At 47.4% G+C, this 26,181-nt stretch carries 21 protein-coding genes; 2 read left to right on the forward strand and 19 right to left on the reverse strand.

Annotated elements, in window-relative coordinates:
* Positions 1–215 precede the first annotated feature (215 nt).
* From GT003_RS17485 to GT003_RS17515, 7 genes are all read right to left on the reverse strand, one after another.
* Positions 216–1,502: an adenylosuccinate synthase gene (locus tag GT003_RS17485; RefSeq protein WP_161700094.1), complete on the reverse strand. Its 1,287-nt coding sequence runs from the start codon at positions 1,500–1,502 to the stop codon at positions 216–218.
* Positions 1,503–1,674: 172 nt separating this feature from the next.
* Positions 1,675–3,039, reverse strand: coding sequence for a replicative DNA helicase (gene dnaB / locus GT003_RS17490; RefSeq protein WP_161700096.1), 1,365 nt, complete (start codon positions 3,037–3,039; stop codon positions 1,675–1,677).
* 28 nt (positions 3,040–3,067) lie between these two features.
* Positions 3,068–3,511, reverse strand: coding sequence for a 50S ribosomal protein L9 (gene rplI, locus GT003_RS17495; protein ID WP_161700098.1), 444 nt, complete (start codon positions 3,509–3,511; stop codon positions 3,068–3,070).
* Entirely contained in the window at positions 3,508–5,469 is a 1,962-nt protein-coding gene (locus GT003_RS17500) for a DHH family phosphoesterase (RefSeq protein WP_161700100.1), read from the reverse strand. Before GT003_RS17500 ends, rplI begins: the two co-directional genes overlap by 4 nt.
* 19 nt (positions 5,470–5,488) lie before the next feature.
* Positions 5,489–6,391 carry a DUF2232 domain-containing protein gene (locus GT003_RS17505; RefSeq protein ID WP_170312253.1) on the reverse strand — a complete coding sequence of 301 codons (903 nt, stop codon included), beginning with the start codon at positions 6,389–6,391 and terminating at the stop codon, positions 5,489–5,491.
* Positions 6,392–6,683: 292 nt separating this feature from the next.
* Positions 6,684–7,121 carry a CBS domain-containing protein gene (locus GT003_RS17510; protein ID WP_161700104.1) on the reverse strand — a complete coding sequence of 146 codons (438 nt, stop codon included), beginning with the start codon at positions 7,119–7,121 and terminating at the stop codon, positions 6,684–6,686.
* A 66-nt stretch (positions 7,122–7,187) separates the two neighbouring features.
* A complete protein-coding gene (locus tag GT003_RS17515) occupies positions 7,188–8,279 on the reverse strand; it encodes an LCP family protein (RefSeq protein WP_161700106.1) in 1,092 nt (363 codons plus the stop codon).
* A 205-nt stretch (positions 8,280–8,484) separates the two neighbouring features.
* On the opposite strand from GT003_RS17515, the gene GT003_RS17520 reads away from it, so the two are divergent.
* The gene (locus GT003_RS17520; protein WP_161700107.1) at positions 8,485–8,838 is read left to right on the forward strand and encodes a DUF4870 domain-containing protein; all 354 of its coding nucleotides are present in this window, start codon (positions 8,485–8,487) and stop codon (positions 8,836–8,838) included.
* A 117-nt stretch (positions 8,839–8,955) separates the two neighbouring features.
* On the opposite strand, the gene rpsR is transcribed toward GT003_RS17520, so the two are convergent.
* Together rpsR and GT003_RS17530 are read right to left on the reverse strand one after the other, a co-directional pair.
* On the reverse strand, positions 8,956–9,234 hold the full coding sequence (gene rpsR, locus GT003_RS17525) for a 30S ribosomal protein S18 (protein ID WP_090574546.1): 279 nt from the start codon (positions 9,232–9,234) through the stop codon (positions 8,956–8,958).
* A gap of 149 nt (positions 9,235–9,383) precedes the next feature.
* Entirely contained in the window at positions 9,384–10,373 is a 990-nt protein-coding gene (locus GT003_RS17530; RefSeq protein WP_239566035.1) for a DGQHR domain-containing protein, read from the reverse strand.
* 132 nt (positions 10,374–10,505) lie between these two features.
* Here GT003_RS17530 and GT003_RS17535 point away from each other — a divergent pair, with 132 nt between their 5' ends.
* The gene (locus GT003_RS17535) at positions 10,506–10,847 is read left to right on the forward strand and encodes a helix-turn-helix domain-containing protein (RefSeq protein WP_161700109.1); all 342 of its coding nucleotides are present in this window, start codon (positions 10,506–10,508) and stop codon (positions 10,845–10,847) included.
* A gap of 23 nt (positions 10,848–10,870) precedes the next feature.
* Here the strand turns inward: GT003_RS17535 and GT003_RS17540 are convergent, their stop codons facing one another.
* The 10 genes from GT003_RS17540 to GT003_RS17585 all read right to left on the reverse strand — a co-directional run bounded on the left by GT003_RS17540 (position 10,871) and on the right by GT003_RS17585 (position 26,129).
* Positions 10,871–11,329: an HTH domain-containing protein gene (locus tag GT003_RS17540; protein ID WP_161700111.1), complete on the reverse strand. Its 459-nt coding sequence runs from the start codon at positions 11,327–11,329 to the stop codon at positions 10,871–10,873.
* Between the two features lie 19 nt (positions 11,330–11,348).
* Positions 11,349–12,791, reverse strand: a complete 1,443-nt coding sequence (locus GT003_RS33035; RefSeq protein ID WP_161700113.1) for a tyrosine-type recombinase/integrase — start codon at positions 12,789–12,791, stop codon at positions 11,349–11,351.
* A 109-nt stretch (positions 12,792–12,900) separates the two neighbouring features.
* Entirely contained in the window at positions 12,901–14,310 is a 1,410-nt protein-coding gene (locus tag GT003_RS17550; protein WP_161700115.1) for a tyrosine-type recombinase/integrase, read from the reverse strand.
* Positions 14,307–15,374 (reverse strand): tyrosine-type recombinase/integrase, encoded by a 1,068-nt coding sequence (locus GT003_RS17555; RefSeq protein WP_338046003.1) that lies wholly within the window; start codon positions 15,372–15,374, stop codon positions 14,307–14,309. The genes GT003_RS17550 and GT003_RS17555 overlap by 4 nt, the downstream gene beginning before the upstream one ends.
* A 171-nt stretch (positions 15,375–15,545) precedes the next feature.
* Positions 15,546–15,764 carry a hypothetical protein gene (locus GT003_RS17560; protein ID WP_161700119.1) on the reverse strand — a complete coding sequence of 73 codons (219 nt, stop codon included), beginning with the start codon at positions 15,762–15,764 and terminating at the stop codon, positions 15,546–15,548.
* A gap of 198 nt (positions 15,765–15,962) precedes the next feature.
* A complete protein-coding gene (locus GT003_RS17565) occupies positions 15,963–18,899 on the reverse strand; it encodes a type I restriction endonuclease subunit R (RefSeq protein WP_161700121.1) in 2,937 nt (978 codons plus the stop codon).
* A complete protein-coding gene (locus GT003_RS17570; protein WP_161700123.1) occupies positions 18,899–20,092 on the reverse strand; it encodes a restriction endonuclease subunit S in 1,194 nt (397 codons plus the stop codon). Before GT003_RS17570 ends, GT003_RS17565 begins: the two co-directional genes overlap by 1 nt.
* Positions 20,089–21,585 carry a type I restriction-modification system subunit M gene (locus GT003_RS17575; RefSeq protein ID WP_161700124.1) on the reverse strand — a complete coding sequence of 499 codons (1,497 nt, stop codon included), beginning with the start codon at positions 21,583–21,585 and terminating at the stop codon, positions 20,089–20,091. Before GT003_RS17575 ends, GT003_RS17570 begins: the two co-directional genes overlap by 4 nt.
* Positions 21,582–23,243 (reverse strand): type I restriction-modification system subunit M, encoded by a 1,662-nt coding sequence (locus GT003_RS17580; protein WP_239566036.1) that lies wholly within the window; start codon positions 23,241–23,243, stop codon positions 21,582–21,584. The genes GT003_RS17575 and GT003_RS17580 overlap by 4 nt, the downstream gene beginning before the upstream one ends.
* 378 nt (positions 23,244–23,621) lie before the next feature.
* Positions 23,622–26,129 (reverse strand): P-loop NTPase fold protein, encoded by a 2,508-nt coding sequence (locus GT003_RS17585; RefSeq protein WP_161700126.1) that lies wholly within the window; start codon positions 26,127–26,129, stop codon positions 23,622–23,624.
* Between the last annotated feature and the right edge of the window lie 52 nt (positions 26,130–26,181).

Here is a 26,181-nt window from a genome sequence, read left to right on the forward strand (position 1 = left end):
TATCACCCTTTGCTGCTGCCGCCTATCAAAAGCAAAATGCTGCATTCGAGTCTCGCAACGCAAACGCATAGCAATCGGCTTTGGCGACTAGATTGGCAAGGGCATTTCGCCCATACTTCTTAGTATGGGCATCCGTCGGACGAAGCATTCACCGATTCCCGTTAAAAATCAAAAGAGGAGGACGATTGCTCGCCCCCCTCACGCATATGCGTTATTTAGATATAAATCGGCGCTACCGGGTTCGTCTGCTCGCGGTTGCGGCCGACGGAGAAGATCGCGATCGGAATACCCGTCAACTCGGAGACGCGCTCCACATAGCGGCGCGTGTTTTCCGGCAGGTCCGCCAGCGTCTTCGCGTTCGAGATATCCTCGCTCCAGCCCGGAAGCTCTTCATAGACCGCTTCGCACTCGGAGATCAGCTTGAGGCTGGCCGGGTAATGCTCGATGACTTCTCCGCGCAGCTTGTAGCCCGTGCAGATTTTAACCGTTTCCAGTCCGGACAGTACGTCCAGCGAGTTCAGGGACAAGCCCGTAATGCCGCTGACACGGCGCGCGTGACGGACGACGACAGTGTCGAACCAGCCGACGCGGCGCGGACGGCCCGTTACGGTACCGTATTCATGGCCTTTCTCGCGAATCCAGTCACCGGTTTCGTTGCTCAGTTCCGTCGGGAACGGACCGTCGCCGACACGCGTCGTGTAGGCTTTCGCAACGCCGATAACTTGTTGGATCTTGGAAGGGCCCACGCCGGATCCGATACATACGCCGCCCGCGGTCGGGTTGGACGAAGTGACATACGGATAGGTGCCTTGGTCAATATCCAGCATGACGCCTTGCGCGCCTTCGAACAGAACGCGTTGGTTGCTGTCGATCGCATCGTTCAGTACGACGGACGTATCCGTGACGTAAGGACGAAGCGTCTCCGCATAGCCGAGGTACAGGCCTAGAATCTCGTCCGCATCCAGCTTCTCTCCGCCATATACTTGTTCGATGACTTGGTTCTTCTCCGTCACGAGACGGCGAAGCTTGGATTCGAATTCTTCGGCATCCAGAAGATCCGCCACGCGAATACCGTTACGCGCCGCTTTATCCATATAGCAAGGACCGATCCCTTTGCGGGTCGTACCGATTTTGTTATCGCCTTTGCGTTCTTCTTCCAAACCGTCCAGCACGAGGTGGTACGGCATGATCAGATGAGCGCGATCGCTGATTTTCAAGTTTTCCGTAGAGAACCCGTTATCATGTATATAATTGATTTCGTCGATGAGTGCGGATGGATTGATGACCATGCCGTTGCCAATGACGCAAACTTTATTTTCGTTAAAAATACCGGATGGGATCATCGTAAGCTTATATTTCTTGTTGCCGATCATGATGGTGTGGCCTGCGTTATTGCCCCCTTGATACCGGGCGACTACATCAGCGCCGTCCGCCAAGAAGTCGGTGATTTTACCTTTGCCTTCGTCTCCCCACTGGGTTCCGACTACAACTACCGTTGACATGGATATACCCCCATTACATGTTTTGCGCGCAAACAAACACAACAAATGGCTGCCTGTGCTCGGCAGCATTATTAGTGTACCGTTTTAGTCCAGTAAAGTCAACGAAAAGCGAACAATTGCAGGGTTGCCCCTACAATTGTTCGGAAATAGAAATATGAGGTCGTTCCCCTTTTTAGGAGGCATGTCCCGGTTCCTGATGCGACCGATCGAGCCCGACGAATTTATTGAAGTTCTTCAAGAACGCCAGCTCGACCGTGCCTACCGGCCCGTTCCGCTGCTTGGCGATAATGATCTCGATGATGTTCTTCTTCTCCGATTCCTTATCGTAGTAATCGTCCCGGTATAGGAAGGCTACGATATCGGCATCTTGCTCGATGGAACCCGATTCCCGAAGGTCGGACATCATCGGACGCTTGTCCTGACGCTGCTCGACGCCCCGGCTCAGCTGAGAGAGCGCGATTACCGGCACTTCAAGCTCCCGTGCGATTTGCTTCAGCGTACGTGAGATTTCGGATACTTCCTGCTGCCGGTTCTCGCCGGCCTTGCCCCGGCCCTGGATCAGCTGCAGGTAATCGATCAGAATCATGCCGAGGCCGCGTTCCTTCTTCAACCGACGGCACTTGGCCCGAATGTCCGCTACCGTGATGCCCGGCGTATCGTCGATATAGATCTGCGCCTCGGACAGCGACCCGATCGCCATCGTTAGCTTTTCCCAGTCGTCGCCTATTAATTCCCCTGTCCGCATGCGGCCGGCGTCGACATTCGACTCGGCGCAGATCATCCGCTGCACCAGCTGCGCCGCGGACATCTCGAGACTAAAGATGGCGACCGTTTCGCGGGCGCGAACGCCGACGTTCTGGGCAATGTTCAGCGCGAACGCCGTCTTCCCTACGGAAGGACGCGCCGCCACGATGATAAGATCGTTGCGCTGGAAACCGGAGGTCATCTTATCCAGATCGCTGAAGCCGGACGGAATGCCCGATGCGCCGCCTTTGTTGGAATAGAGATGCTCCACCCGCTCGAACACTTCCATCAGCACGTCGCGAATGGAGATGAACCCGCTGCTGGAGCGTCTGTTCGACAGCTCCATGATACGCGCTTCCGCATCGCTCAGCATCAGGCCGACGTCGTCAGCCGCCGCATAACCATCCGATACGATATTCGTCGCCGTACGGATCAAGCGACGCATCATCGATTTCTCTTCGACGATTTGCGCGTAATAGTCTACATTCGCTGCGGTTGGCACTGCATTGGCCAGCTTCGACAAATAACTGACGCCGCCAATCTCCTCCAGCTGCTGCCTGTCTTGCAGATAGGACATCAGCGTTACGAGATCGATGGGCTGACCGGATTCGCCGAGCTCGACCATGGCATCATAGATCAATTGATGCGACGGCAGATAGAAGTCTTCGCTCCGCAGCCGTTCCATCGCCGTAATGAGCGCTTCCGTCTGCAGCAGGACGGCACCGAGTACCGCCTGCTCCGCTTCCATGTTCTGAGGCGGAACGCGGTCAAACATCGTCAGCTCTTCGCTCATATCCCTATCGCCTCTAGGTCCTTCGTTATTATTCTTCCGAGGCATGTACGCTCAGCTTCGCTTTCACTTCAGGATGCAGCTTGACCAATACTTGCGTGACGCCAAGCGTACGAATCGGCTCTTCCAGCTCGATTTTCCGTTTATCGATCTTCACGCCCTGCGCTTCCAGCGCTTCGGCGATTTGTTTGCTCGTAATCGCGCCGAACAGACGGCCGCCTTCGCCGGCTTTGGTCTTCACGACGACCTTCGTTGCTTCCAGGCGGCCGGCAAGCGCCTGCGCATCCGTCTTTTCTTGTTCCTTCTTGCGCTTCTCGGCGGCGTTCTGAGCATCCAGCGTTTTCAGGTTGCCGTCCGATGCCGGCTTCGCCAGGTTCTTCGGAAACAGGAAATTGCGCACGTACCCTTCCGATACTTCTTTAATCTCGCCCTTCTTGCCTTGCCCCTTTACGTCCTGCAGAAAAATAACCTTCATTCGAATAGCCCCTCTTCCTTTTCGATTTCTTGCAGCACCTGCTTGAGGCGCTGCGCGACTTCCGTTACGGTGCCTTCGAGCTGCGCGGCGGCATTGGTCAGATGACCGCCCCCGCCCATACGCTCCATGACGACCTGCACATTCATATGGCCGAGTGACCGGGCACTGATGCCGATCAAGCCATCGGGCCGTTCGCCGATCACGAATGATGCCAGAACGTCCGTCATATTCAGCAGCGTATCCGCCGTCTGCGCGATGAGCAGCTGGGAATATTGGCGTCCCTGCTCCGTCACGGCAATGGCAATATGTTCATACACGATTTCCGCGAGCTTAATCATCTCTGCCTTCTTGATGTATTCAGCCAGGTCTTCCTTCATCATCCGCTGAATAAGCGTCGAATCGGCGCCGTTGCGGCGCAGGAACGATGCGGCTTCGAACGTCCGCGAGCCCGTGCGGAGCGAGAAGCTCTTCGTGTCGACCGTAATGCCGGCCAGCAGCGCTGTCGCTTCGCGCACGTCCAGCAATACCCGGTCGTGAATATATTGAAGCAGCTCCGTGACGAGTTCGCAGGTGGAGGAAGCGTATGGCTCCATATACACCAGGATCGCATTCGCAATAAATTCCTCGCCGCGGCGGTGATGATCCACCACGACGATCTTATCTGTCATCGACAACAAGCGCGGCTCTTTGACCATGGACGCTTTATGCGTATCAACGACGACCGCCAGCGTCTTGTTGTCCACGATGCCGATCGCCTGGTCAGGCGTAATGATCCGCTTGATGATCCGCTCGTCTTCCTTCAACATTTCCATCATTTTCTGAATGGCGGGATTAACGCCCTCGAGCACGATATACGCCTCTTTATTAAAGAGCAGCGCTGCCTTGAGCACGCCGATCGACGCACCGAGCGAGTCCATATCCGGCATCTTGTGCCCCATGATAATGATGCGCTCGCTGTCGCGCATGAGATCACGCAGCGCATGCGCCACGACGCGCGCGCGCACGCGGGTGCGCTTCTCGACCGCATTGGACTTGCCGCCGTAGAACGACTGGCGCTGCCCGACCTTCACCGCCGCCTGATCCCCGCCGCGTCCCAGAGCGAAGTCGAGACTCGTCTGCGCCCAATGGCCGAGCTCCACGATGCTCTCCGCGCCGGCTGCGAAGCCGATGCTGAGCGTCATCGGGATCTTGTTCTCCGCGACGATCTCCCGCACCTCGTCAAGCAGCACGAACCGCGACAGCTCCAATTGCTTCAGCGTGCGCTGGTCCGTGATGACCAAATACCGGTCCGAAGTGAGCCGCTTCAAGTACACATGGAATTTGCTTGCCCATTCCGTGATCTCGGCCGTGGCCCGCGAGAGCAGCGTACTGCGCTGCTGATCGTCCATGCCCTGCGTCACTTCTTCGAGGTTATCCATCATGACGATCCCGATCGCCATCTTCTCTTCTTCGTAGCGCTTGGCCAGCTGCCACTGCTTCGTAATGTCGCGAACGTACAACAGCCGCTCGTCGAAGCGGAAGCTAAGCTCGTAGATGGCGTTGCCAATGGTTGCTTCCATCGTGCCTTCGCGCACTTTCGCCTGCGACAGCGCCGGGAAGAGATCGTTCAACGACTCGCCGACGATCGAATCCCGTTCCATCATGTTGGTGATGAACACGTTATGCCATTCGATCGTTTTGTCCTCGTTGTACAGAATAATTCCGAACGGCAAATCGCTGATGACCTCGCGGCCCGCTTTCTTCACGCGATAGGACAACGTGCCAAGGTACATCTTCAAATCCCGGCGAAACGCCCGCTCCGCCATGACGGAATAGACTCCGATGGCGCCGGCCAACACCAGTCCAATGACGCCCAGCTTCCATTCGTACGTCGCCAGCGTAATCGCCATTAACAGCATCAGCACGAGTGCCCACAAGTGGTGCATTCCGTGCCATCGTTTAATCAAGAACTTCGGCATGTTCAATTCCGCCCCTGTGTCACGATTTCTTAAACGCTCTTCGGATCGGGAACGCCGCATCCAACACCCCGACCAAGCTTAACGGCGGGAAAATCGCGACAATCACGGACAAAATGACCGGGATCGCTTTGTTCCATTTCCGTTCGTGCGCCAGGTAGAAGCAGAAGCCCATCGCCTGGATGGAGAACGCCAGCTTCATCAGCGGCAGCAAGTTGTGGAGCATGACCGTCATGAAGGAGGTCCCTTCGGTCGGCACCGCCATATCCATCATAAGAACGATCAAATAATAAAGGACGAAGAAACGCGGCAGCATCCATTTGTGCGCCGGCTGCAGCTTGGGAATGGACAGGCCGGAAGCGCGAAGCGCCTTTCCGGCGATTGCGTGCGCGATGACCGTAAAGACGAACGATATGACGATCAGCGCCATCGGAATGGCATGAATCAAACTCTGAATATACGACTCCGTAACTTCCGCCGTCCATGTGCCCGGCATCAGTCCCTCGCTATTCAGGTTGTCTATGGTGTCTGTAATCATGCTGCGAATTTCGTGAATCAAGGAGAAATCAAACCACAGATCGGCAAGCAGCAGCTCGAGCAGCGACTCCCCGAGCAGCGTCAGCATGACGGCCGTCAGCACTTTGCGTGCCGGAACGCCCTTGCGGTACAGATGCCCCATGACGACGGACGGAATCAAGAAAAACACGCCGATAATCAAGGCGGCCGGCCCGAGGACGACTGTGCCGATCGCGTATACGACAGCCATATGCACGGCAAACGAGCGTTTGGATAACGTCGTATACAAGATGACCGCAGGCACCATCATGACGGCGGCAACAAGCGCATTCACAAGCGGTACGGCGACAGCGAGCAGCAGCAGCAGAGCCGCGGCGCTCCATAGAATAGATTTTATACCGGTCTTCAAACCGTTCACCTCTTGCTCTAGTTACTAGTGCGCAGCCTAAGCTTTACTCCCCATTATATCATAAATCAAGCACGGGAATACAGGAGACCATGTCCAGCAGAACACCTTCCAACGGCCGAAGGATTCTCTTTCTCCGCTCTTTTCTGCAGCTCGATGACGGTTTAGGAGGCGGCAGGGTCACCGGGATACAAAACGCCGCCCTCTTCCCGAGGACGGCGTCTATTGTCACTATAAGGGGCAGTGGGCAGCTGTGTGCTGTCCAGCTTGCTGTTCCTGCTGTTTAGCTCGCGGCTTACCCTGTTGCCATTTCTTTCTTCGCATCAATCCCATTTACGATAAGTGCTTCGCAATAATCGATAATGTCGCTTCGGCGCACGATGCCGATGAACCGATTCATGTCGTCGACCACCGGAACGAAATTTTGCATCTTCGCCAGGGATACAAGGTCTTCCATGTTGGCGTCGATCTGTACGGCTTTATTGGTCAGCCGCATCTGTACGTCAGAGAGCCTCACTTTATTCGTCTGATCGAATGAGATTTGCGGGTTATTCTTCATGTGCCAGAGCAAATCGCCCTCGGTCAGCGTACCGGCATAACCGCCGGCATGGTCTAGAATCGGAACGGCCGTGTAACGGTGATGCTCCATCCGCTCCAGCGTCTGCCGCAGCGTGGCGTCCATCGTCAGCCACACCACTTCTTGCTTCGGTAATAAGAAAAATGCAATATTCATGCGTTTGCTGCCCGCCTTCCTTCTTCTTCTTTCACGTACGGAAAGAACCTGGGCGTTCGTACTGCCTTATTGCTTCGCGGATGTATCCGCCGGCTTCGCCGATAGGGACTCCACCGGTTTTTGGACGTTAGGCTTGGTTTGGGCCTCTTCCGGAAGCGGCAGCTCCGCTTTCGTCTTGGATGGATCCAGCCACGCCGTAATCAGCGCTTTGGTCGTCGCCAAATCCTCCTCGTCCGCAAAATAATACCATGCGCCGTGAGCGACTTTGCGGTGCCCGTTCCCTTTCAGCGTATGACTATAAATCGTGCGGTTATCGCTTTGAAGCATACTTTTCGCAAGGTCAATCATATGCTCCGGTGTTAAGTCGGTGCTGAAGTTGCCGCCCATGATATCCATCATTTGCGGAATTTTCGTCCACTGTCCAACGCTGGACGCCTTGTTCATAATCGCGTTCAAGAACACCTGATGACGTCCTGCGCGGCTTGTATCTCCGCCGGCATCTTCACGGTAACGAACGTAATTAAGCGCCTCCGTGCCGTTGTAGACGTCTTTGCCTGCCTTCACGACGAACTTCTCGTGATCGGCATCGTCGTTGACCAGATCTTTCGTGATCGGCAGCGGAATGCCGCCCATAGCGTCGATGACATCACGAAAACCCTTGAAGTTTATTGTAGCATAATGGCCAACCGGTTCGCCAAACAACTTCTCGACCGTCTCGACCGACATTTTCGCGCCGCCGAACGCATAGGCATGCGTGATCTTGTCCTTCCATTGACGGCCTGCCTTCGTCCGTTTGCCGACAATATCAACGTAGGTGTCGCGCGGGATAGATACCATCAGCATCGCCCCGTCGATCGGCCTGACGACCGTATAGATCATCGTGTCGGAACGGCCGATCTCTTTATCCCGCTGATCGACGCCGAGCAGCAGCAGCGAGAAAGGCTGCTCCTTCTTGTAAGCCACCTCAACCGGTTTGCGTCCCTCGATCGGCTTGTACGACTTCTCCAGCTTCTTCTCTACGCTGCCGGACAGAAACGTATCGAAGCCCCATAATGCCAATGCGCTGCGGTTGTAATAGGCCGCCGCTCCGCCTGCAACGATGAGGATCAGCAGTACAGCCAGCCATTTATTTCTTCGTGCTCTTCTGGGTTTCGTCATGGTGACATTCATGCTCCTGTCTACAACCATCTATTTAAACGCTCTATCACCAGTCTAAACGATCGTTTTCAGGGGAAAGTTACAATTCGTTAACGATACAATACGACCAGCAATGGTTATGGTTTACAGGATCGAATCCTGCAATTCCGCATAGATCGGCCGGCACATGAATACATACGTAACATAAGGAAGGGGAGGCTCTCCTATGCAAGCACCGCGTTTTGCACCGGATCGTTCATCGACCGGCATTGACTCGAAGATCGTCGGGCTGCTCTGTTATTTGGGCTTCTTCATAACAGGTTTGTTGTTTCTTGCTCTGGAGAAGCGAAGCACGTTCGTGAAGTTTCACGCCATGCAGTCCATCCTGCTTTCGGTTTTCTTCTGCGTCATTAATATTGTACTCGGCTTCCTTCCGTTTATCGGCTGGTTTCTTGGCTTATTGCTAGCACCCCTGTCATTTATTCTTTGGATTGCCTTAATGCTCCTCGCTCTGCAGGGAAGATGGTTCAAGGTTCCGATTATCGGCGATTTCGCGGAACAGCAGGCAGCAAAATTTTAGGCCCATGCCCATCCCATGGCAAAAGAAAAAGGCAGCCGATTGGCTGCCTGGAGCAGAGTGGACTGTGTGTACAACCGATAGGTCGGACATGCAGCATTCTGCGTGTTTTCATCTATACTATTCCGTAGTGTAAGGCAACAGCGCAACTTGACGCGAACGCTTGATAGCGACCGTCAGCAGGCGTTGGTACTTCGCGCTAGTTCCCGTTACACGACGTGGCAAGATTTTGCCGCGCTCGCTGATAAATTTACGAAGCAAGTCCGTATCTTTATAATCAATGTGTGTAATTTTGTTAGCGGTGAAGAAACATACTTTACGGCGTTTGTTACGGCCTTTACGGCCGCCGAATTTGCGTTCTGGACGCTCGTCGCCACCATCTCTTTGTTTAAAGCTCATGTTCATCCGTCCTTTCGTTTAGAATGGTAGTTATGTGAGTTGTATATTGTGTAAATACATTAAAAACCTTTTGTTTAAGCCATTTTAACTGCTTTACACACATTTTCTGTGTAGCTTTTAGTAGTATGCAGCTATTCTATTCCTATTATTCAAATGTTTACACTTATGATGTCATTCGCTAAAGCCTTCGAACCGCTCTTCCCTTTTATATACTTCAGTTGTCCGTTTGACGACCAGTCAAACTTCTTTAATTTTCGAACTAACTTAATTAACTTGGTAATATCTAATTGCTTTGGGTTCTCTGACGAATAACATTGGCTTAATAAATGCATTCCTGAAATCCCAAGAGCGTTTAGACAAACAATATGCGTTAGTCGGGAATCCTTATAACTTGACCAATCATCACTAAACTGTTCTTTTACTACACTAAAATAAGTTAAAATCATGTACAGCTTTTCCTCTTTTGTTGCCTCACTTTTTGTTTTAAACATTAAGTCTATAAGAGTGTATAAGTTTTGGAGTGTTACGTGTTTTCCATTGCTTCTTTTTCCGGTAATTGAGGCAATCGAATAAAACGGACTCTCTCTTCTTGTAATTAGTTCTGTGGCAATCCAACTTGTATCATCCGTTGTTCTTCTGAGATATTTACTAAGCGAAACGCCAATACCTTTCGCCTTCGTATTAATTGTATCGAAGAGCTTTATTTCCTCATCTTCATCAAGATAATGAAAAGCAAGAAATGGTACATTAATTTCGGTGTTAGTTTCATCTACATAGAGTTTTATTCCACCTAATCTATGCTGTCCATCCATTAATGAAGCTTTTGCTTTGCACAACAAGCGACCGAATGCAGGTCTCTGTTTATCATAAGATGCAAATTCCCAATTTCCTTCTGCGTTAAGAAGTATCGGAGTGAATAGTGAATCGGCCCCATTGGATAAATAAAATGAAAAATCTTTGCAACGTTTTAAATCAACCGGTCTTTGATACCCCTTACCTGTAGGTAAATCAAAAGGCTTAACGTATGTTAATTGCAAAGCTTCTGTAGAGATAATATTCCCCAAGTATGATACTTTACCTCTCATTTTATATTGAGTTACATTTTCGATAACATAATGTCTAGGTAGGATACCTCTCAATTAAAACCCTCCCTAACTGTATTGTCTCCACATTTTATGTTCTACAATACATAAAATCAAATGGTATTATGTAGAACAATGGTCTTCAGGTAAGCTTAATGATGCCCTACCCTTAAAAGAAGGGGGGGTTTTGTGTCCAAAATTTCTAAAGTCCTTGGTAGTAATGTCCGTTTATATAGGAAATCCTTAAATTTAACTCAGGATGAATTGAGTAGTCTAACTTCAATTGAACAAAGTCATATAGCGAGAATTGAAAAAGGTGAGGTTAACATTTCTCTTGATACCCTGGAAAGACTTTCAAAAGTCCTTAAAATAGATCCAGTTGATCTACTTTATAATGGTGACCAGCAAGCAAATTCAGATAAAAAGAAAATTATTGAGAAAATTAATGTTCTTTTACTGACAAGGAGCTCTATTGAGCTGCAAAGTATGTTCAAGATTCTAAAAGAAATATTTGCGTTAAAAGATAATTAAAAAAGCAAAAGCCAACTCCCTAATTAGACAGGATCTGTTGGCTTTTGCTTTTTGAGGTGGAGTGGTATTACTCCCCCCTTCATTTGCAGTATGTATTGTTCCAGTGAATCTATGCGCGCCCGTAAATCTGAATTAACTAATACTAACTCATTCATTTTATATAATAACAACTCATTTTTTTCTTTCTCTCTAGAAAGCTCATCTTTAAGTTTATGATATCTGTCTTCAAGAAGTTCTCTGCCAGATGGTTTTTTTGGTTCTTCAATATTAATACCGATCTTTTCAATTATCGATTTTGGTTCTTTCTGTATTGAAATCTCTTGTCTACAATATTCCAGTATGTCTAAGTTATTATAAATAGTCTTTCTTTCAATACCAGCTTTTTTAGCAATCTTGTTTATAGATAAACTTTCTTTAGATTTTTTTAGTGATGAAATTGCTTTTTTAATTTTTTCAAAAGTGATTACTTTAACTGGATGCATTATTTTTAACTCACTCTCTTCAGCTTCTGGTCAAATCACTAATAATGCCAGTCAGATAAGTTTCAATTACCCTCATTTTTTCCTCATAAGGTCCTTTTTCTTTTATTTCAGCTAATTGCTCTCTAACAATATTTAATCTTGTTTCGTGTACAGAAAGAAATTCTGGTGTGGTCAAAAAATTACGACAGCCTAGGCACATTCCATCACCTTCACAAGGCTTCTTTGATGTCATGGGATGATGAGTACAAAATCCATTACTTAAAATTTGTAGCTTCATAGCTTTTCTTATTGCTTTTACTTGTTCCACTGTCTTCCCTCGAAAAGGATTACTTATTTTCAGTTTTTCTTTTATAGTCAATGCCTGCTTACCTGCTATTATGGCATTTTCATTGAAAACATCAGCAAACTTATTATCGATATCTTCTTGTATTGTTTCAATGTAGTGTTGGGTACCGCGTATATTTGAATGACCCATCATATGAGCCACAAATTCAATTGAAGCTCCAGCCTGAATTGCATATGTTGCAAATGCATGCCTAAACGAATGACTTGTCAAATCTAGTTTATTTCCTTCATCATCCTTGAGCTGATGATAATTGAGCCAAGGATGTAGATAGTTTTTTGTCCAATTAGAATAAGAACATAACTGTGCCGGAGACCCCTTCTTACTTCTACTCTTAGTTATAAATAAATATGGTAATCCGGAGCTGTCCCTTAAATCCCTTGTTTTATTCTCAAGGGCTTGTATTGCTTTCAATACTAGCTCATTAACAGGCTTTACAACATTGATATCCTCACTTGTCAGCTTCCTGTTCAGATGATTTAAGACAGGCCTCTCTAATAAAAGATCTATGCAACCATATTTAAGAGTGATAAACTCATTAATTCTCAAACTTGTTTGTGAGGTAATTAAAATACTTGCGGCTACTTGAACAAACATTAAATTATCATTTTCAAGGTCTTCTTCTGCTTTTCGAATAATAGTATTAATTAGGCTTTTGTCAGGAGCAAATTTTTTTTTAGTGGCTCTCTCTTTCACTCGCTTATTACTAAGTATAATCTCATGATAGATGTTATTTAGATAGCGTACATCCTCAGCTACTTCCCATCCCTTTACATTTCCTTTCAGTAGAATGTCTTTTAGTGCCTGAGCAGACTTAATAATTGATTGCCCACTCAAAGGCTCACCAGAAGTTTCGCTTGTGGTTATCATTAGATGCCTAAAGTAAGAGCCAACATGTTCTTCTCTAACTTCTTTAAAGGATTCAATCTCCGGGTAGTAATCGTTGAGGAATTTTATGAACCTGATCAACCCCTCAAACACTCTTCGTGCTGTATTAAATGAGCCCGTATTTAACTCATGAACCATAAACTGCTTCACGACTGTAATCATCAAGGGTTTATGTTCCCAATAGCTGAATTTTATTTGTAGTTTTGACCCTTGTTGATGTTCGTTACCCACCAGGCCATTAAAATCCCAGATTATATCCGAAAATAGACTATTCCCTATTTTAAGTTGATGCTTTTCATTACCATTAGATATTGTATTATTCCTATTTATGTCGTCCTTCTCAAACTGTAGTTGTATTTTTCATCTCCTCCAGCCTTTCTATTATCTCCTTTAACGAACTTTCAACTTTTGTAAGGTGGTCAAAGGAACCTATGTATTCTTCACGCATATAATTTTCGGAATCCATTTCAATTCTTTCTAAATGTTGTTTATGGATTAATAAATAATCAGGTGTTGTCATAAACTTAGGACAAAGAAGGCATAAATTGAAACTTTTGCAATTTAACCCTTCACCGTCAATTGGTTTTCTACAAATGCCATCAGGCAATGCAGCCTGCTTTAAAGTCGTTCCCTCGATATTTGTGCCACTTTTGTCTTTTACGTCTCTGGCAATTACACCAACAAATCCGATATTATTATGCTCTTCAATAATTTTTGGGCTTTGTACTTTGGAATAGAGTGCTGTGGAATGTAATGAACTATGTCCTAAATACTCTTGGATTTCAAAGGAAGTCATGCCACGGTTAATCATATGAGTTCCAATTGTATGGCGAAAAGCATGGAAATTTAGGTTGTAAAGGGTATCATTCGAATCAACTATTCTATGCTTTATTACAAACTTTTCCAATCTTTCTCTGAACATGTTTTGTGTCAGTCTTGCATAATGGTCGCTTATTTTTTTAGCTTCCGACTTACTAATAATATTTAAGTACTCTGTATTAAGGTATTCTCTACCTTGTGCTGAAGAGCGAGTGAGCCAATCTACTGCTTTGGAAACACGTTTGCTTACGGGTATCCATCGCTCAGAATTATTTTTTTCATTTATGACATGGAGTATAGGAGTTCCATTAAAGGATTCAGTTATGCAACCGACCTTTAAATCAAGAACTTCACCAAGTCTAATTCCTGTATCAATACCAATTTCCAAGTAAGGTTTCAGCAATCCATTCTCTTCACTACTCAGAGCACTTTCTATTTGTTTTAATACCTGATCACTTATAATTTTAGTCTTAAGGAAATCATCCACTCTTAAAGCTTGAAATTCATCTCCATCAAAAACTTCAGATTTCGGGAATTCCTCATATTCAAAACGCTGTCCGTGATAAATAATCCATTTTAGAGATGCCATACATACATTAGCAGTTGAATTACTCATACCTTTTTGTTTTAGGTAAGTTATGTAATCTTGAATAGTATTGTTGTTCACTTCACTATAGTTTTTAATAGATTTATTTGCTTCACTAAGAAAATTAAAAAAGTGTTTTAACGAATAATTATACCTATGTAATGTGTCTACTTTAGGATTCTGCTTAGTAAAACACTCGATTGTTGCTTGTTTATGGACATTCTTGAACCAGTAATTCGGCAGATAGTCAAAATAAAACGTTAAATATTTCCCCCTGGAACTAACATGGTCTATTTTCCAAACATTTTCTTTAATATTGACCGCTTTTCCGTTACTTGTAATCATTGTAGCAACACCGATTTTCTACTAAGAATAAACCGTTCATATGCGTCTGTTTGTGATTCTAAGGAGAGATGCACATACTTTTTCGTAGTGTGGATGGATTTATGTCCCAGTCTGTTTGCTATGTAAAGCTCATTGTAGCCGGCTTCCGCTAGTTCTGTACCATGAGTATGCCTCAGTTTATGGGGGGTGCATTTTATTCCTGACCCTTCTGATAACTTCTCGAAAAAATTCTCGACTGGTCTTCGGGTCATATACACCCCTGACTTAGGTGAGCGATGATTAACAAATAGAGTTTGAAATTCTTCTAGGTGCGGCCGATCATTGCAGATGTAATCATCAATTGCAAAAATTAAGTCCATACTCACAGGTATGGTTCTGCTTATTGTTTTTGCATAGTGATCGATGTGATACGCATTGTTATTTCTTTTAACTACTTTAATTGATCCAAACTCCTTTAAAGGGTCTGGTTGACCTATATCAGTCAAATAGAGCCCTAAGCACTCACCAATTCTGATTCCAGTCTCATAAATAACTCTGAACATTAGCTTATCCCTTGAACGCATACCAGGGTCTTTTCGAACTGCAGTAATTGCTTCATACAGGCATTCAATTTCGTTTGGAAATAACCTTTTTACTCTGCTTTTATCCGTTTCTTTTCTCCTAAAATAGCTTGTGGAAACTTGTTTAGTTGATACTTTGTTTATTTTTACTGTTGATTCAAACACCGGTGGGGAAGTATTTTTGCTGTTACCCATACCCGACTCAAGGAATCCAAGTGTATTTTCATAAAAACGAAAGTATGAGGATAAAGTAGCTAGGTATCTATTTATTGTAGCAGGCGATTTCCTGAGATTGTTACCAACCTTGGTGTCAAGATACTCAATAAAGGAAAACATCATTCTAGGCTTGACTTCGAAAAAACGAATGTTCTCTTGATTCAACCAACTATAGAATTCCTTTAGATCCCTACAATAGGATTCTATTGTTGTTAGTGAAAAATCTTTTAGCTGAAGGTGCCTAATAAATAAAGAGACCTCCTCCACTATATTGTAGTTACTATCCACCAATACAACCGATTTCTTCCCATCTTCCGATAAAGTGTTCTCTATTCGCACATTAATCACCAAAACCATTAGATTTAGATTGTAATATTCTACAAATTACCCCATTTACCTCTTCGCTTCTTATCTGTATAAAAAATTAGTTTTTACTCAAAAATTTGATTCTTAATAAAGCTACAGCAGCGGATAAATTAGCTTTATCAAGCTTTCACTTAAATACCAGACACCACTTATATGTCTACCATCATTAAAGTGTTCATCTTTTTCTACAACCAAATAAGAGTGTCCCTCCAAAAACATCCATTTTGCGAAGTTACCTTCCTTAATCTGGCCGCCCTCTAAATACACTTCAATTCTCTGTCCGGTCATAAGTTGCGGAAATCGTTTACCCATATTGTTCTCCCCCTTTCAATTTTCCCGAAAAAAAAGTACCGCCAATAGCCCTAACAGGCTTTTGGCGGTACTTCCGCACATGACTTTTCGATTACCCTTATTATATAGAATTTAAATTCACAATTACCATTTGGTAATTCTTTACCACTGCTTTCAAGGCGGCAGGGAAACCAACTGTGCCACATAGTTATTTGTTCATCAATAGTATTCCCTGACATACTCTAGGGCCTTCTCAAAGACATCATTGTCACGGATCTTAAACTGAAGGTACAGGGTTGATCGGAGCGCCTTGCGGACCTCCTGGTCACCACGGATTGTTGACTGCCAGCCTTCGAAGCGGACGGCCCTCACGACCTCGTCAATCCGATTGACAACGTTCTCGACGATGACTGGGGTCTCTTTAGTCCTAAGAGACTCAAATAGCTCGGTCAGGGCAGCTTTACCTCGCTCCTCGCGCGGCACCTCGTGAACTGCTTTCTCGGCAGCGACTGTATCACGGGCCAGTTCTAACAGCTCGCGCAGAAAATCCAGGCTAGACTGCTGAATACCGGCATATTTCTCCCTAAGAACGTTGAGTCGTTTTCCAAGCTGGACGAAGGTCGGACTGGTGAGGTGGCGAGCAATTCGAGCGGAAATCTGCTTTTCTATTTCCTTGAGATCGGCCTTCTTCTTGCCCAGCATGAGGTCTTCAATAGTCTGGGGGTCGAGGATAATCCTCTCGGTTCCCGCATCAGGAAGCTCAACGGTGACGTGTTGGTTGATAAGATCAATCGTCTTAGCGCCGAGAGCGTGCCAGACAAGGCGGCCAGTGATATCCGAGGGCCGGACCGACTCATAAACATCGGTAAGCCACCGATAATCGTGCTCGAATCTGCTCAGTATCGGATCGGGGCTGATAGCTTCCCATAACTGCGTTACGACACTATAGGCCAACCCAAAAGCATCCTTCTTCGCGTTATCTGCAATTGCGGTTTGAGCTTGAATCAGACCTTCGTACCCAATGACGGTTCTATCCACACCTGGGAAGAACGAGAGCGTCGCTTCGATTGCTGGCCCGAGTTGGTTCTTAAGTTCCTCGATATTCGAAATTATCTTGTGAACGGACGCAGAATCGAACTTGAACGCCTTCGCCACGTCATCGAAAACGCCTAAGTAATCGACGATGAGGCCATGGGTTTTATTCGGGGGGTAGACCCGATTAGTCCGCGTAATCGCTTGCAGGAGCGTGTGCTCCTTTAACGGCTTGTCGAGGTACTGTGCATATAGGATTGGCGCATCGAAGCCGGTTAGCAGCTTTGCGGTGACGATAATAATTTTAAGCGGATGGGTGGGGTCATTGAACCGAGCAACGACCTCTTCCAACTCAGTTGCATTGGGTGTCCATCGTGCCCATTCGGCGGGATCGGTACGGCTCTTGGACATCACGATCGTCGAGGCATCTGGATCGAGCATTTTATCGAGTTCGCTCTTGTAGGCAATGCAGGAAGCCTTGTCGTAAACGACGACCTGAGCCTTGAAGCCCTGGGGCTCGACCTTGGTCCTAAAGTGACCCACGATATCAGCTGCGATTTGCCGTATTCGGTTAGGTGCCTTGATGAGGGCCTCAATCGACGCGGCTTTCTGAGACAACGTCGTCTTCGCTGTCTCGTCAAGGTCATGGACGTCGGCAAGCTCATCGAATGCTGCGTTAATAGCCTCCTCGTCAACGTGGATCTCCGATAGACGCGGTTCAAAGTGAAGCGGAAGCGTCGCCCCGTCACGGATAGAATCCTGCATCGAGTAACGCGAAAGGTAGCCTCCTTCATCCTTCTCGGAGCCAAACCACTTAAAGGTATTACGATCACGTCGGTTGATCGGGGTGCCAGTCAAACCGAATAGATAGGCGTTCGGGAGTGCCTCACGCATCCTGCGGCCGTAGTCGCCTTCCTGAGTGCGATGCGCCTCATCAACCATGACGATGATGTTATCACGTACATCGAGAACACCCGGCATCTCGCCAAACTTATGGATTGTCGTGATAATGATTTTTCGTGCGCCGACGGAGAGCAGTTCAACCAGTTCCGCGCGTGAATCTGTTGAGACCAGACCCGGGATATCTGATGCATTGAATGTGCCAGTGATCTGAGTGTCCAAGTCTATACGGTCAACCACAATTAGGATTGTCGGGTTGCTTAGCCCTGCTATCGCCCGAAGTTTGAGCGCGGTGAACACCATTAGCAAAGACTTCCCCGAGCCTTGAAAATGCCATATCAAACCCTGTTTGATCTTGCCTAACATCACCCGGTCGACGATTAAGTTGGTTGCTTGGAACTGTTGAAACCGTGCAATGACCTTAATCTTTCGATGCTTCTTGTCAGTGGCATAAATCGTAAAGAATCGGAGAAAGTCCAACACTGCTGTGGGCTTGAGGACGCCTTCAACAGCCTCTTGCACAGCCGAGAGCCCGAACCTCGCTGGCTCGTCAGGGGTAGCTTCCTCTTCTCGCCAAGGCCCCCAAAGCTCAATCGGCATGCCGACAGTGCCGTAGCGGAAGTCCTTTCCCTCGGTGGCAAAGGAGAACACGTTAGGCACGAAGAACTGTGGCACATACTGTTCGTAGTCATCGTGTATCTGAGCGGCGCCGTCAACCCACGTGTACGCCGGCCGGACCGGCGTCTTGGCCTCACCGACAACCAGTGGAATACCGTTGCACCACAGCACCAGATCAAATCTTTTCTCGACTCTGCCCTGCTTATATGTGACCTCAGTGGAAATTAACCACTCATTTGACGCGTCGTTTTCCGGATGATCAAAGTTAATTAGTCTGACCGTGGTGTGCTCGCCGTTCGGCCCGAAAGGCATAGATTTCTTCCCAGTTAGCCATTGCATGAATTCCTCGTTAGCCACCACTGGATGCGAGCTTGTTCGGGCAGCAATTAGTATCGCCCGCAGGTTGTAAAGAACCTCATCGGCCTTATCAGGGGCTGCCGCGATTTCAGGATTAAGGCGAACTAGGGCTTCCTTCACGCGCCCCTCGAGCATTACCTCGTCAAGTCGCCGCGAGAGTCCATTACCCGGAATGAACGGGACGTGAGTGGTCCTGACGAGGTCTCGTATGAAGTCACGCACTGAATTGGCTTCATCGAACTGAGTCATCAATTATTACCTCCAAAGATATCGATGAAGAGTGTAGACCGCAGCGTAGTAAGTGCCTGATACTCTGTGTGAGCAGATTCGGTAGCGGAGTTGAAAGCAGCCAGCTCCTTAAGCATCTCAAGTTGGTCTGGAATCGGGGGTACGACCAGCCTGTGTGACTTAATGTCCTTACCGTTAATCTTCCAGATGCCATTGGTAGATTTCGCGTTCTTCAGTAACGCTGCGTGCACGTTGGCGCTGTTCCATTGTTCTGCACCAAAGGTAGGGAGCATACGCTCTTCGTCAAAGCGGAGGCGAATGAGCAAGTCAGGATAGATACATCCATTGGGTAGATCGTCCGATACTAGTCCGCCTTGCCCCGTCAGAGATCGGTTTCCGTTTCCACGAACGATGAGGAAGTCGTTTTTTTGAATCTGGAAAGCCCCAACCGAAGTCGGATCGACATCGACCCACTTGACTGAATCGCCACCCCGAACGCCGCCATCACGAATCGCACTAATGCTCAACGTTGGAACACCACGTTGCTGGTCATTGGGTGGAACCGACTTGCCGTTCGTAGGGCCTGACTTCACGATAGCAGTTACCGGCTCCGCGGGCCAGTTTTGCTGCTTTACTCCACGCTCAAGGCGTTCTATAAGAAGGGACGACTTTACACGTGATGATGTATTCACCAAAGTTGCAACGTTCATGCGATGGTGCTCTATGGCCCAAAGTAGATCAGCGATCCGCTTTTGCTCATCAATGGGCGGGAGGTCGAACTCGAAGTTGGCCAGGTCTCGCCAGTTTGTGCGCGGCGACAATGAGCCCACGGAAGTACCAAGTGCATAGTCAAAAAACTCATTAGATTGAACGATGAAAGGGAGGAACCCGGGAAGCAACTGAGTTTCGTCTGCCTCGAACGTCAGGATATCGCTTGAGCAGACTGCCTCGAATTCCGCATAGGCCACCTTTCGTTGGTAGGCACGCCGCTTGCCGAACAGAGTCTGGCCCGGCCGGACCCGGCGAGTGAACGTAGTGCCATCCTCGGGCATACCCCACCGTTTGATCTGCAACTCACCAGGTTTCATGTGTTCCATGGCGATAACACGGTCGATTCCGACAGCGGTGGCATCACGGATAGTCTCATTGACGTTACGCACCACATCGCCAAACTTGATGCGTTTCCATGAGGACTTGTTAAGGTTGAGGCTCATTTCAACACCTCCGCTCGCAACAAAGTAAGAACGTCCGCAACAGCGGTATCAGAGGCCGCCGTTGCCGTGCGCCAATCGGCAAGAGAATCAAGAACATCGATCTGCCCTTCAACATCCGCTGCCTTAGCCCCCACGACGTAAAGTGGAATGGCTAGGCTGTAACTTCTCTCCTTGATCTGGTCAAGTGTTGCGACAGCGGCAAACCCGTCCTTGTCCTCGAAGTCGTGATACGCGTTGAAGATCTTTGCCTGGTGGGAATCATTAAGGAACGACTGTGCCTGCTCCCTAGTAACCTCGTTGACCGCGTTGATGAAGAGTACCTTGCCCTGGTTCCTAGAAGGCTTGCTGGCACGCAACGTGATGACAACAGCCTCCATAGGGCTGTTATAGAAGAGTCCTGCGCCAAGGCCGAGGACACACTCGACCAGATCCGATTTCACTAGCGCTTCACGAAGTGCTGCCTCCTCGCGGCGAAACAGCACGCCGTGCGGAAAGAGGACTGCGGCCCGTCCGGTATTCGAATTGAGACTCTTGGCGATGTGCTGGAAAAATGCATAGTCAGCGCGGCCTTGCGGTGGTACTCCCCACATATTGCGACCGTAGCGGTCAGTCGTGAAGGCTGCACGGTTCCACGCCTTTATCGAGTACGGCGGATTGGCGAGCACAACGTCAAAGGTCTGGAGGTGTCCAGATGCGTCGAGAAACGCCGGACGTGTCAACGTGTCGCCATGAGCGATATGCCCATCGGTGATCCCATGGAGGAACAGATTCATGCGGGCGATCGCGGAAGTCCCGTAATTGAGCTCCTGGCCATAGAGGCGGAGGTTCCGCCACTCCTTGCCCTGCTGCTTCAAGCCGGCGACAGTAGAAATTAACATCCCCCCGGTACCGCACGTTGGGTCGTACACTGACTCACCTGGCTGTGGTTCCAACATGAGCGTCATTAGGTGCACTAAGGTTCGGTTGGTGTAGAACTCCTGAGCCGTGTGTCCCGAGTCATCGGCAAATTTCTTAATTAGGTACTCGTATCCGTTGCCGAGCTCATCCTCGGGCAGGTTCGCGATCGACAGCGTTTCGCTCGAGAAGTGCTCGATGAGATCCGCCATCGTAGAGTCCGGGAGCAGATTCTTGTTGCCCCAGTCTCCATCTCCGAACACGCCTGGCAGGGTATCAGGATTGGCGGCCTCAATAGCGCGCATGACCCCCAGAATCTTGGTGCCTATATTTTCGGAAACACTGCGAATGTCATTCCAGTGGCAGCCGTCGGGTATGGCAAAGCGGTGGTTCTCCGGCATATCAGCGAGTTCCTCGTCATCATAGATCTTCATGGCCGCTTCATGCTCTTCGTCGTAGACGTCGGAGATCCGCTTGAGAAAGACGAGTGGGAAGATGTACTGCTTGTAGTCGCCCGCGTCGATTAGGCCGCGCAGGACCACTGCAGCTCCCCATAAATAGGACTCCAGTTCTCGCTGGCTGATGCGTGTCGTGCTCATACCTGAACCTCCCTTGCTGCCCGAGCTAGTCCCCACTTGGCGAATTCCCCTTCAAGCACCTCGCGGGTTTCGCGAGCACTTGTTTGAGCAGCCGCTAGCTCAGCGAAAGAATCGGCCAGCGTAACCTTCTCGCCCGTGTCGGTGGATGTTACATACAGCCGGATGTTGAGATTGAAGTCGTTTCTAGCAATCTCGTCGAGGTGTACAACTCGGGCCAAATCGTCAATATCGTTGAAGCGCTTGTATGCGTTGAGTAGATCCTGGGCATGCTCGGGCTCCAAGGTGTTCTGGTTACGGCCACGCTTGTAGATCTGCTCCCCGTTAATGAAAAGCACCTTCCCTTGCTTCTCAGGCTGCTTTTGCAATTGGAGTATGAGTACGCAGGCAGCGAGGCCCGTCCCATAGAACAGGTTAGGGGCTAGACCAATCACGGCGTGCACGACGCCGGACTGGACGATATGCTTACGGATTCGCCCTTCTGCCCCCTGTCGGAACAGCGCACCTTGGGGAAGAATGACAGCAACCCGGCCGGTCTCGGGATGGGCGGAGGTCAGCATGTGCTGCACCCAGGCCCAGTCCGCATAACCCTTGGGCGGTACGCCACCGAGTCTGTTGCGAGCCCACTTGTCGGAAGCCCATTCTGTCTCACCCCAATTCTTCAAGGAAAACGGCGGGTTTGCGACGACGCAGTCGAACTGAGCAAGGCGGTTGCCGGAGTAGAAAGCTGGGTGACGCAGTGTGTCCTCGCGTACGATACTGAAATCCTCGACGCCGTGAAGTAGTAGGTTCATGCGGGCGATGGCCGATGTGGCCAACACCTTCTCCTGGCCATAGAGCTTGCCCCACAGGGTCTTGGCACTTCCACCAGCCGACTTCACATGTTCGATAACCTCTATCAGCATGCCTCCAGTACCACAGGCGGGATCATAGACAGTCTCGCCCTCAACCGGATTAAGAATGTTGATCAGGAGGCCGACCACCGAACGTGGTGTGTAATACTCCCCCGCCTTTTTGTTAGACTGGTCGGCGAAGCGCTTGATTAGGTACTCGTAGGCATTACCGAAGACGTCTGGTGGGACGGCTGCGTTGGAGAGCGTTCTCGTGGAAAAATGCTCAATCAGGTCAGCGAGTCTGCGGTCTGGTAGCTTGTCCTTGTTCGTCCAGTTGGCGTTCCCGAAGATACCATAGAGCGTCTCAGGGTTGGCCTTCTCAATCACGCGGAACGCGGTCTGCAGAGCCGTCCCGATGTTTTCGGTGTGGTTGCGCACGTCCGGCCACAGATGGCCGTCGGGGATCGTAAATCGGTGATTCTCAGCGAAGGCTGCGAACTCGTGGTCACCGCCGGACTCCTTTAGCGCTGCGGCGAACTCTTCTAGGTAAACGTCGCTGATGCGCTTGAAGAACATCAGCGGGAATATATATGCCTTGAAGTCGGCCTGGTCGATGCTACCGCGGAGAAGGTCTGCGGCCTTGGATAGATATTGCTCCAACTCGGGCAGTGTCATGCGATCGGTGGTCACTTGGCTCTCTCCCTCCGAGTCTCCAGGAGGGTAGGGCCCAGTCCTGCGGCTTATCAGCGTGTCCGTCACCACTGCATTACCATCCACTTGTCTATTCATTTTCGTCATTGAAAGTTGATTTTGCATGCTCTGATTCATCAGCACGCCCCTCAACACCCTTCTTCAGAAATCTTGTTAATGGGCTAGAACAAAATGAAGCGCGGCGCCTAACCTGCCGCCATTGCACTTCTGCTGCCCTAATACGTTAAGGCCAACACAAAGAACCTGTCAGCCTCTTTGAGCATACCGCAGCTCTTAGTATCTGTCACCCCTTGGGCACACGAAAGTGTGTGTGAAATAAATACATTTGGGTATTGTGTACAAAGTAATTTCAATTAGTTATTTTGCCAATGAAAATGGCAGCCGTCCAGTGGTCGGCTGCCGTTTTTTCACGATATCCATATATTTGTTCTTTGGTTTGTTCCGCTAGGTCTCATGTTCCACCAAAACTCGAAGCTTCCCCGCAACGTTGGCACCTTAAATGCCACTTAAAGCATTCCAAGCTATAATCTCTTTTTTGCTTTCATCATAAATTTTCATTACCTTTGGCAACATTTTTCCCCAGCTGCTGCTCTTCAAGTACTGAATATCTTTCTCTTCTTGTTCTTTAAGATACTGGAGTAATACCTCAACTCTTTCGAATCTGAGTTTCCATTTTGTAACGATATCCTCAGGTTTTGTTTGTCCAATTTTCCTGCCCAGTGTGGCTACTTTATCGAAATAAGTTTGAATTTCAAATTTAATGTCTGGAAGAATAACTTCCAGGTACTCAAACTGCCCACACAGTTCATTTAAGTAGTATTCTCCACCCGGGGTTATTTTAACTAAAGTGATTCTTTCAGCATGATTACTGTCCCCAGGTTTCCTTGAGCCAATATCACTGTCAATAAGATACCCGGGAAGCATTTGACTCAAGCATGTTCTTAAACTCTTTTCATCTTTGACAATAGGATGAAGATATTTAAATAATTCTTCAATTGGTACATAGCCGGGTCCAACATCCGGTTTTATTTTATGATCCTTTAATTCATTTAATTTATCCAAAATCCTCAGCAATACAAAATGACTATAGAAGCCATCATTAAATTTAGAGTATACGTTGGCAATTAACGATCTATTAGCACTGTAAACTTCATATATGGATAATGCCAGACTTCTGAGTACTTTATCTGGATAAATTAATTTAGGCTTGTCCTTTGTTGCAACAGAAGTGACCACTTTAGGTAAGTTAATATGTCCTGATGTGACGAGTGTACGGAAAAACTCAAGAGCATTCCTCATGTTCCCACTCGTCAACTTTGAAAGCATCTCTTCTGTCTTACTAAAGTTTATTGTATTTTCAATTGCATCAAAAATGTCTTTCGGCTCCACTTTAATATTTTTAAGGTTTTTCTTGTCAGGCTGATAAACATCAAAATTTATTCTGCCCCCCTGCCCATACATCTCCCGAACCAGTTTAATTCTCTTCTGAATCATGCTCTTCATATCTGGGGGAATGATTTGATAGGTTGTAATATTATTATTATGTGCGTTAAGTGGATGTCTTGTTCTCAAATCCCAATACGTTTCATCACGCATTGTCATGATTACTAATGTTTTAAGCGATTTGGCCTGCGATACTCCAAAGTTACATATTAGTTCCTGGACGTCTGTAGGATGGATATCGACATTATCCAAGACAATACATACGGCCTTCCCAATACGACGTAGGTAATCAATGGTCATTTTTATATGGGCATATTTATTCTTTTGTTTATCCTCTAATAATTCGGAGATTTTTTCATTCAGTTTCTCCTCATTTTTTAGGAAAGGATTCCAAACACCCATTTTCTTCTCTTCAATTTCTTCTTCATAAATTGAAATTAAGGTATCCCAATGAGTTAACTTTAAGTCTTTATACTCCCCACGATTAAGCAATGATTCAATTTTATCGTACATAAAATTCTGTACAGAATCGACACCAACAGTGAAATGCTCAAAATCCATAGCTAACCATATTAAAAACTTCCTGGTATTATCGTCAAGTATGGAATTGTAAAAGCGATTTAAGAAAATCGATTTCCCGGCACCGTAATTACCGAAGATTATAAATACATGGCCCTCATTATTGCTTTGGAATTGCAACATATAGTCTTGTTTAAAAGTTGGACCGGCACTATCCTTATCAGTGACTAATTCTTCAACAATTGATTGCCCAAAGAAAGGTACCCTATCTCTGAGGTACTTTCTAATTTCAGTGCTATATCCGGATAGCGAAGTTGTATCACAGTAAAGCTTATTTAATAATTCCTTGTTATCCTTAATGTCAGAAAAATAATTATCTATCATTGGTCTAAGTTGCTGAGAAAGATCGTTACCTGGGATCATTGTATCCTCCCGGTACCTTTCTTCATTCAAACTTTTATTAAACTGTGGTCTCATTCTGAAGTCGCCGTTACTTTTAAGACGGCTATCCAGAACTTCTATACCTCTTCTGTAAGGAGACAGCAATTCAAACAGTAAGGGGAAATCAGTTTCAATTGCCTCATGACCATTGAAGGAAATGGCGTCTTTTTTGTCTTCAACTGCAGAATATGTCTTTAAAAAAATAATGGTTAAACCATTGCTAACAGCACAATATAAAAAGCCCTTATCCTTTGCATACGCCCTTACCTGCTCGATTGCTGCGAATAAGTCAGGTGCTGATTTCTCTAATTTCGAAGTCAAGAGTGACTTCACTCCACCTGGTATATTAAAAGGTACTGTTGTTCTTTTGGCCTCAATCAGCAATTCATTAAAATCTGATTTACACACATAATCAATAAATCCTGACTCAACTTTCGGCTCTCTAACAATTGAGGACTCATTCCAAAATAGTATTTCCTTTAACAATGGATCAATGATCTTACAACGACTATCCGTTTCTGATAATGAGTTACCTTGAAACTTCACCAACTCGCTTTTAGAACCCTTCCATTTTTCTAACGATAACATGTAGTCATCCATTTCTTTTCCCCCCAAAAACAAATAGAAGCCATAATCACTATTGTGAATACAT

The sequence above is a fragment of the Paenibacillus sacheonensis genome (genome assembly GCF_009909195.1).
GTDB classification, from domain to species: domain Bacteria; phylum Bacillota; class Bacilli; order Paenibacillales; family Paenibacillaceae; genus Paenibacillus_Z; species Paenibacillus_Z sacheonensis.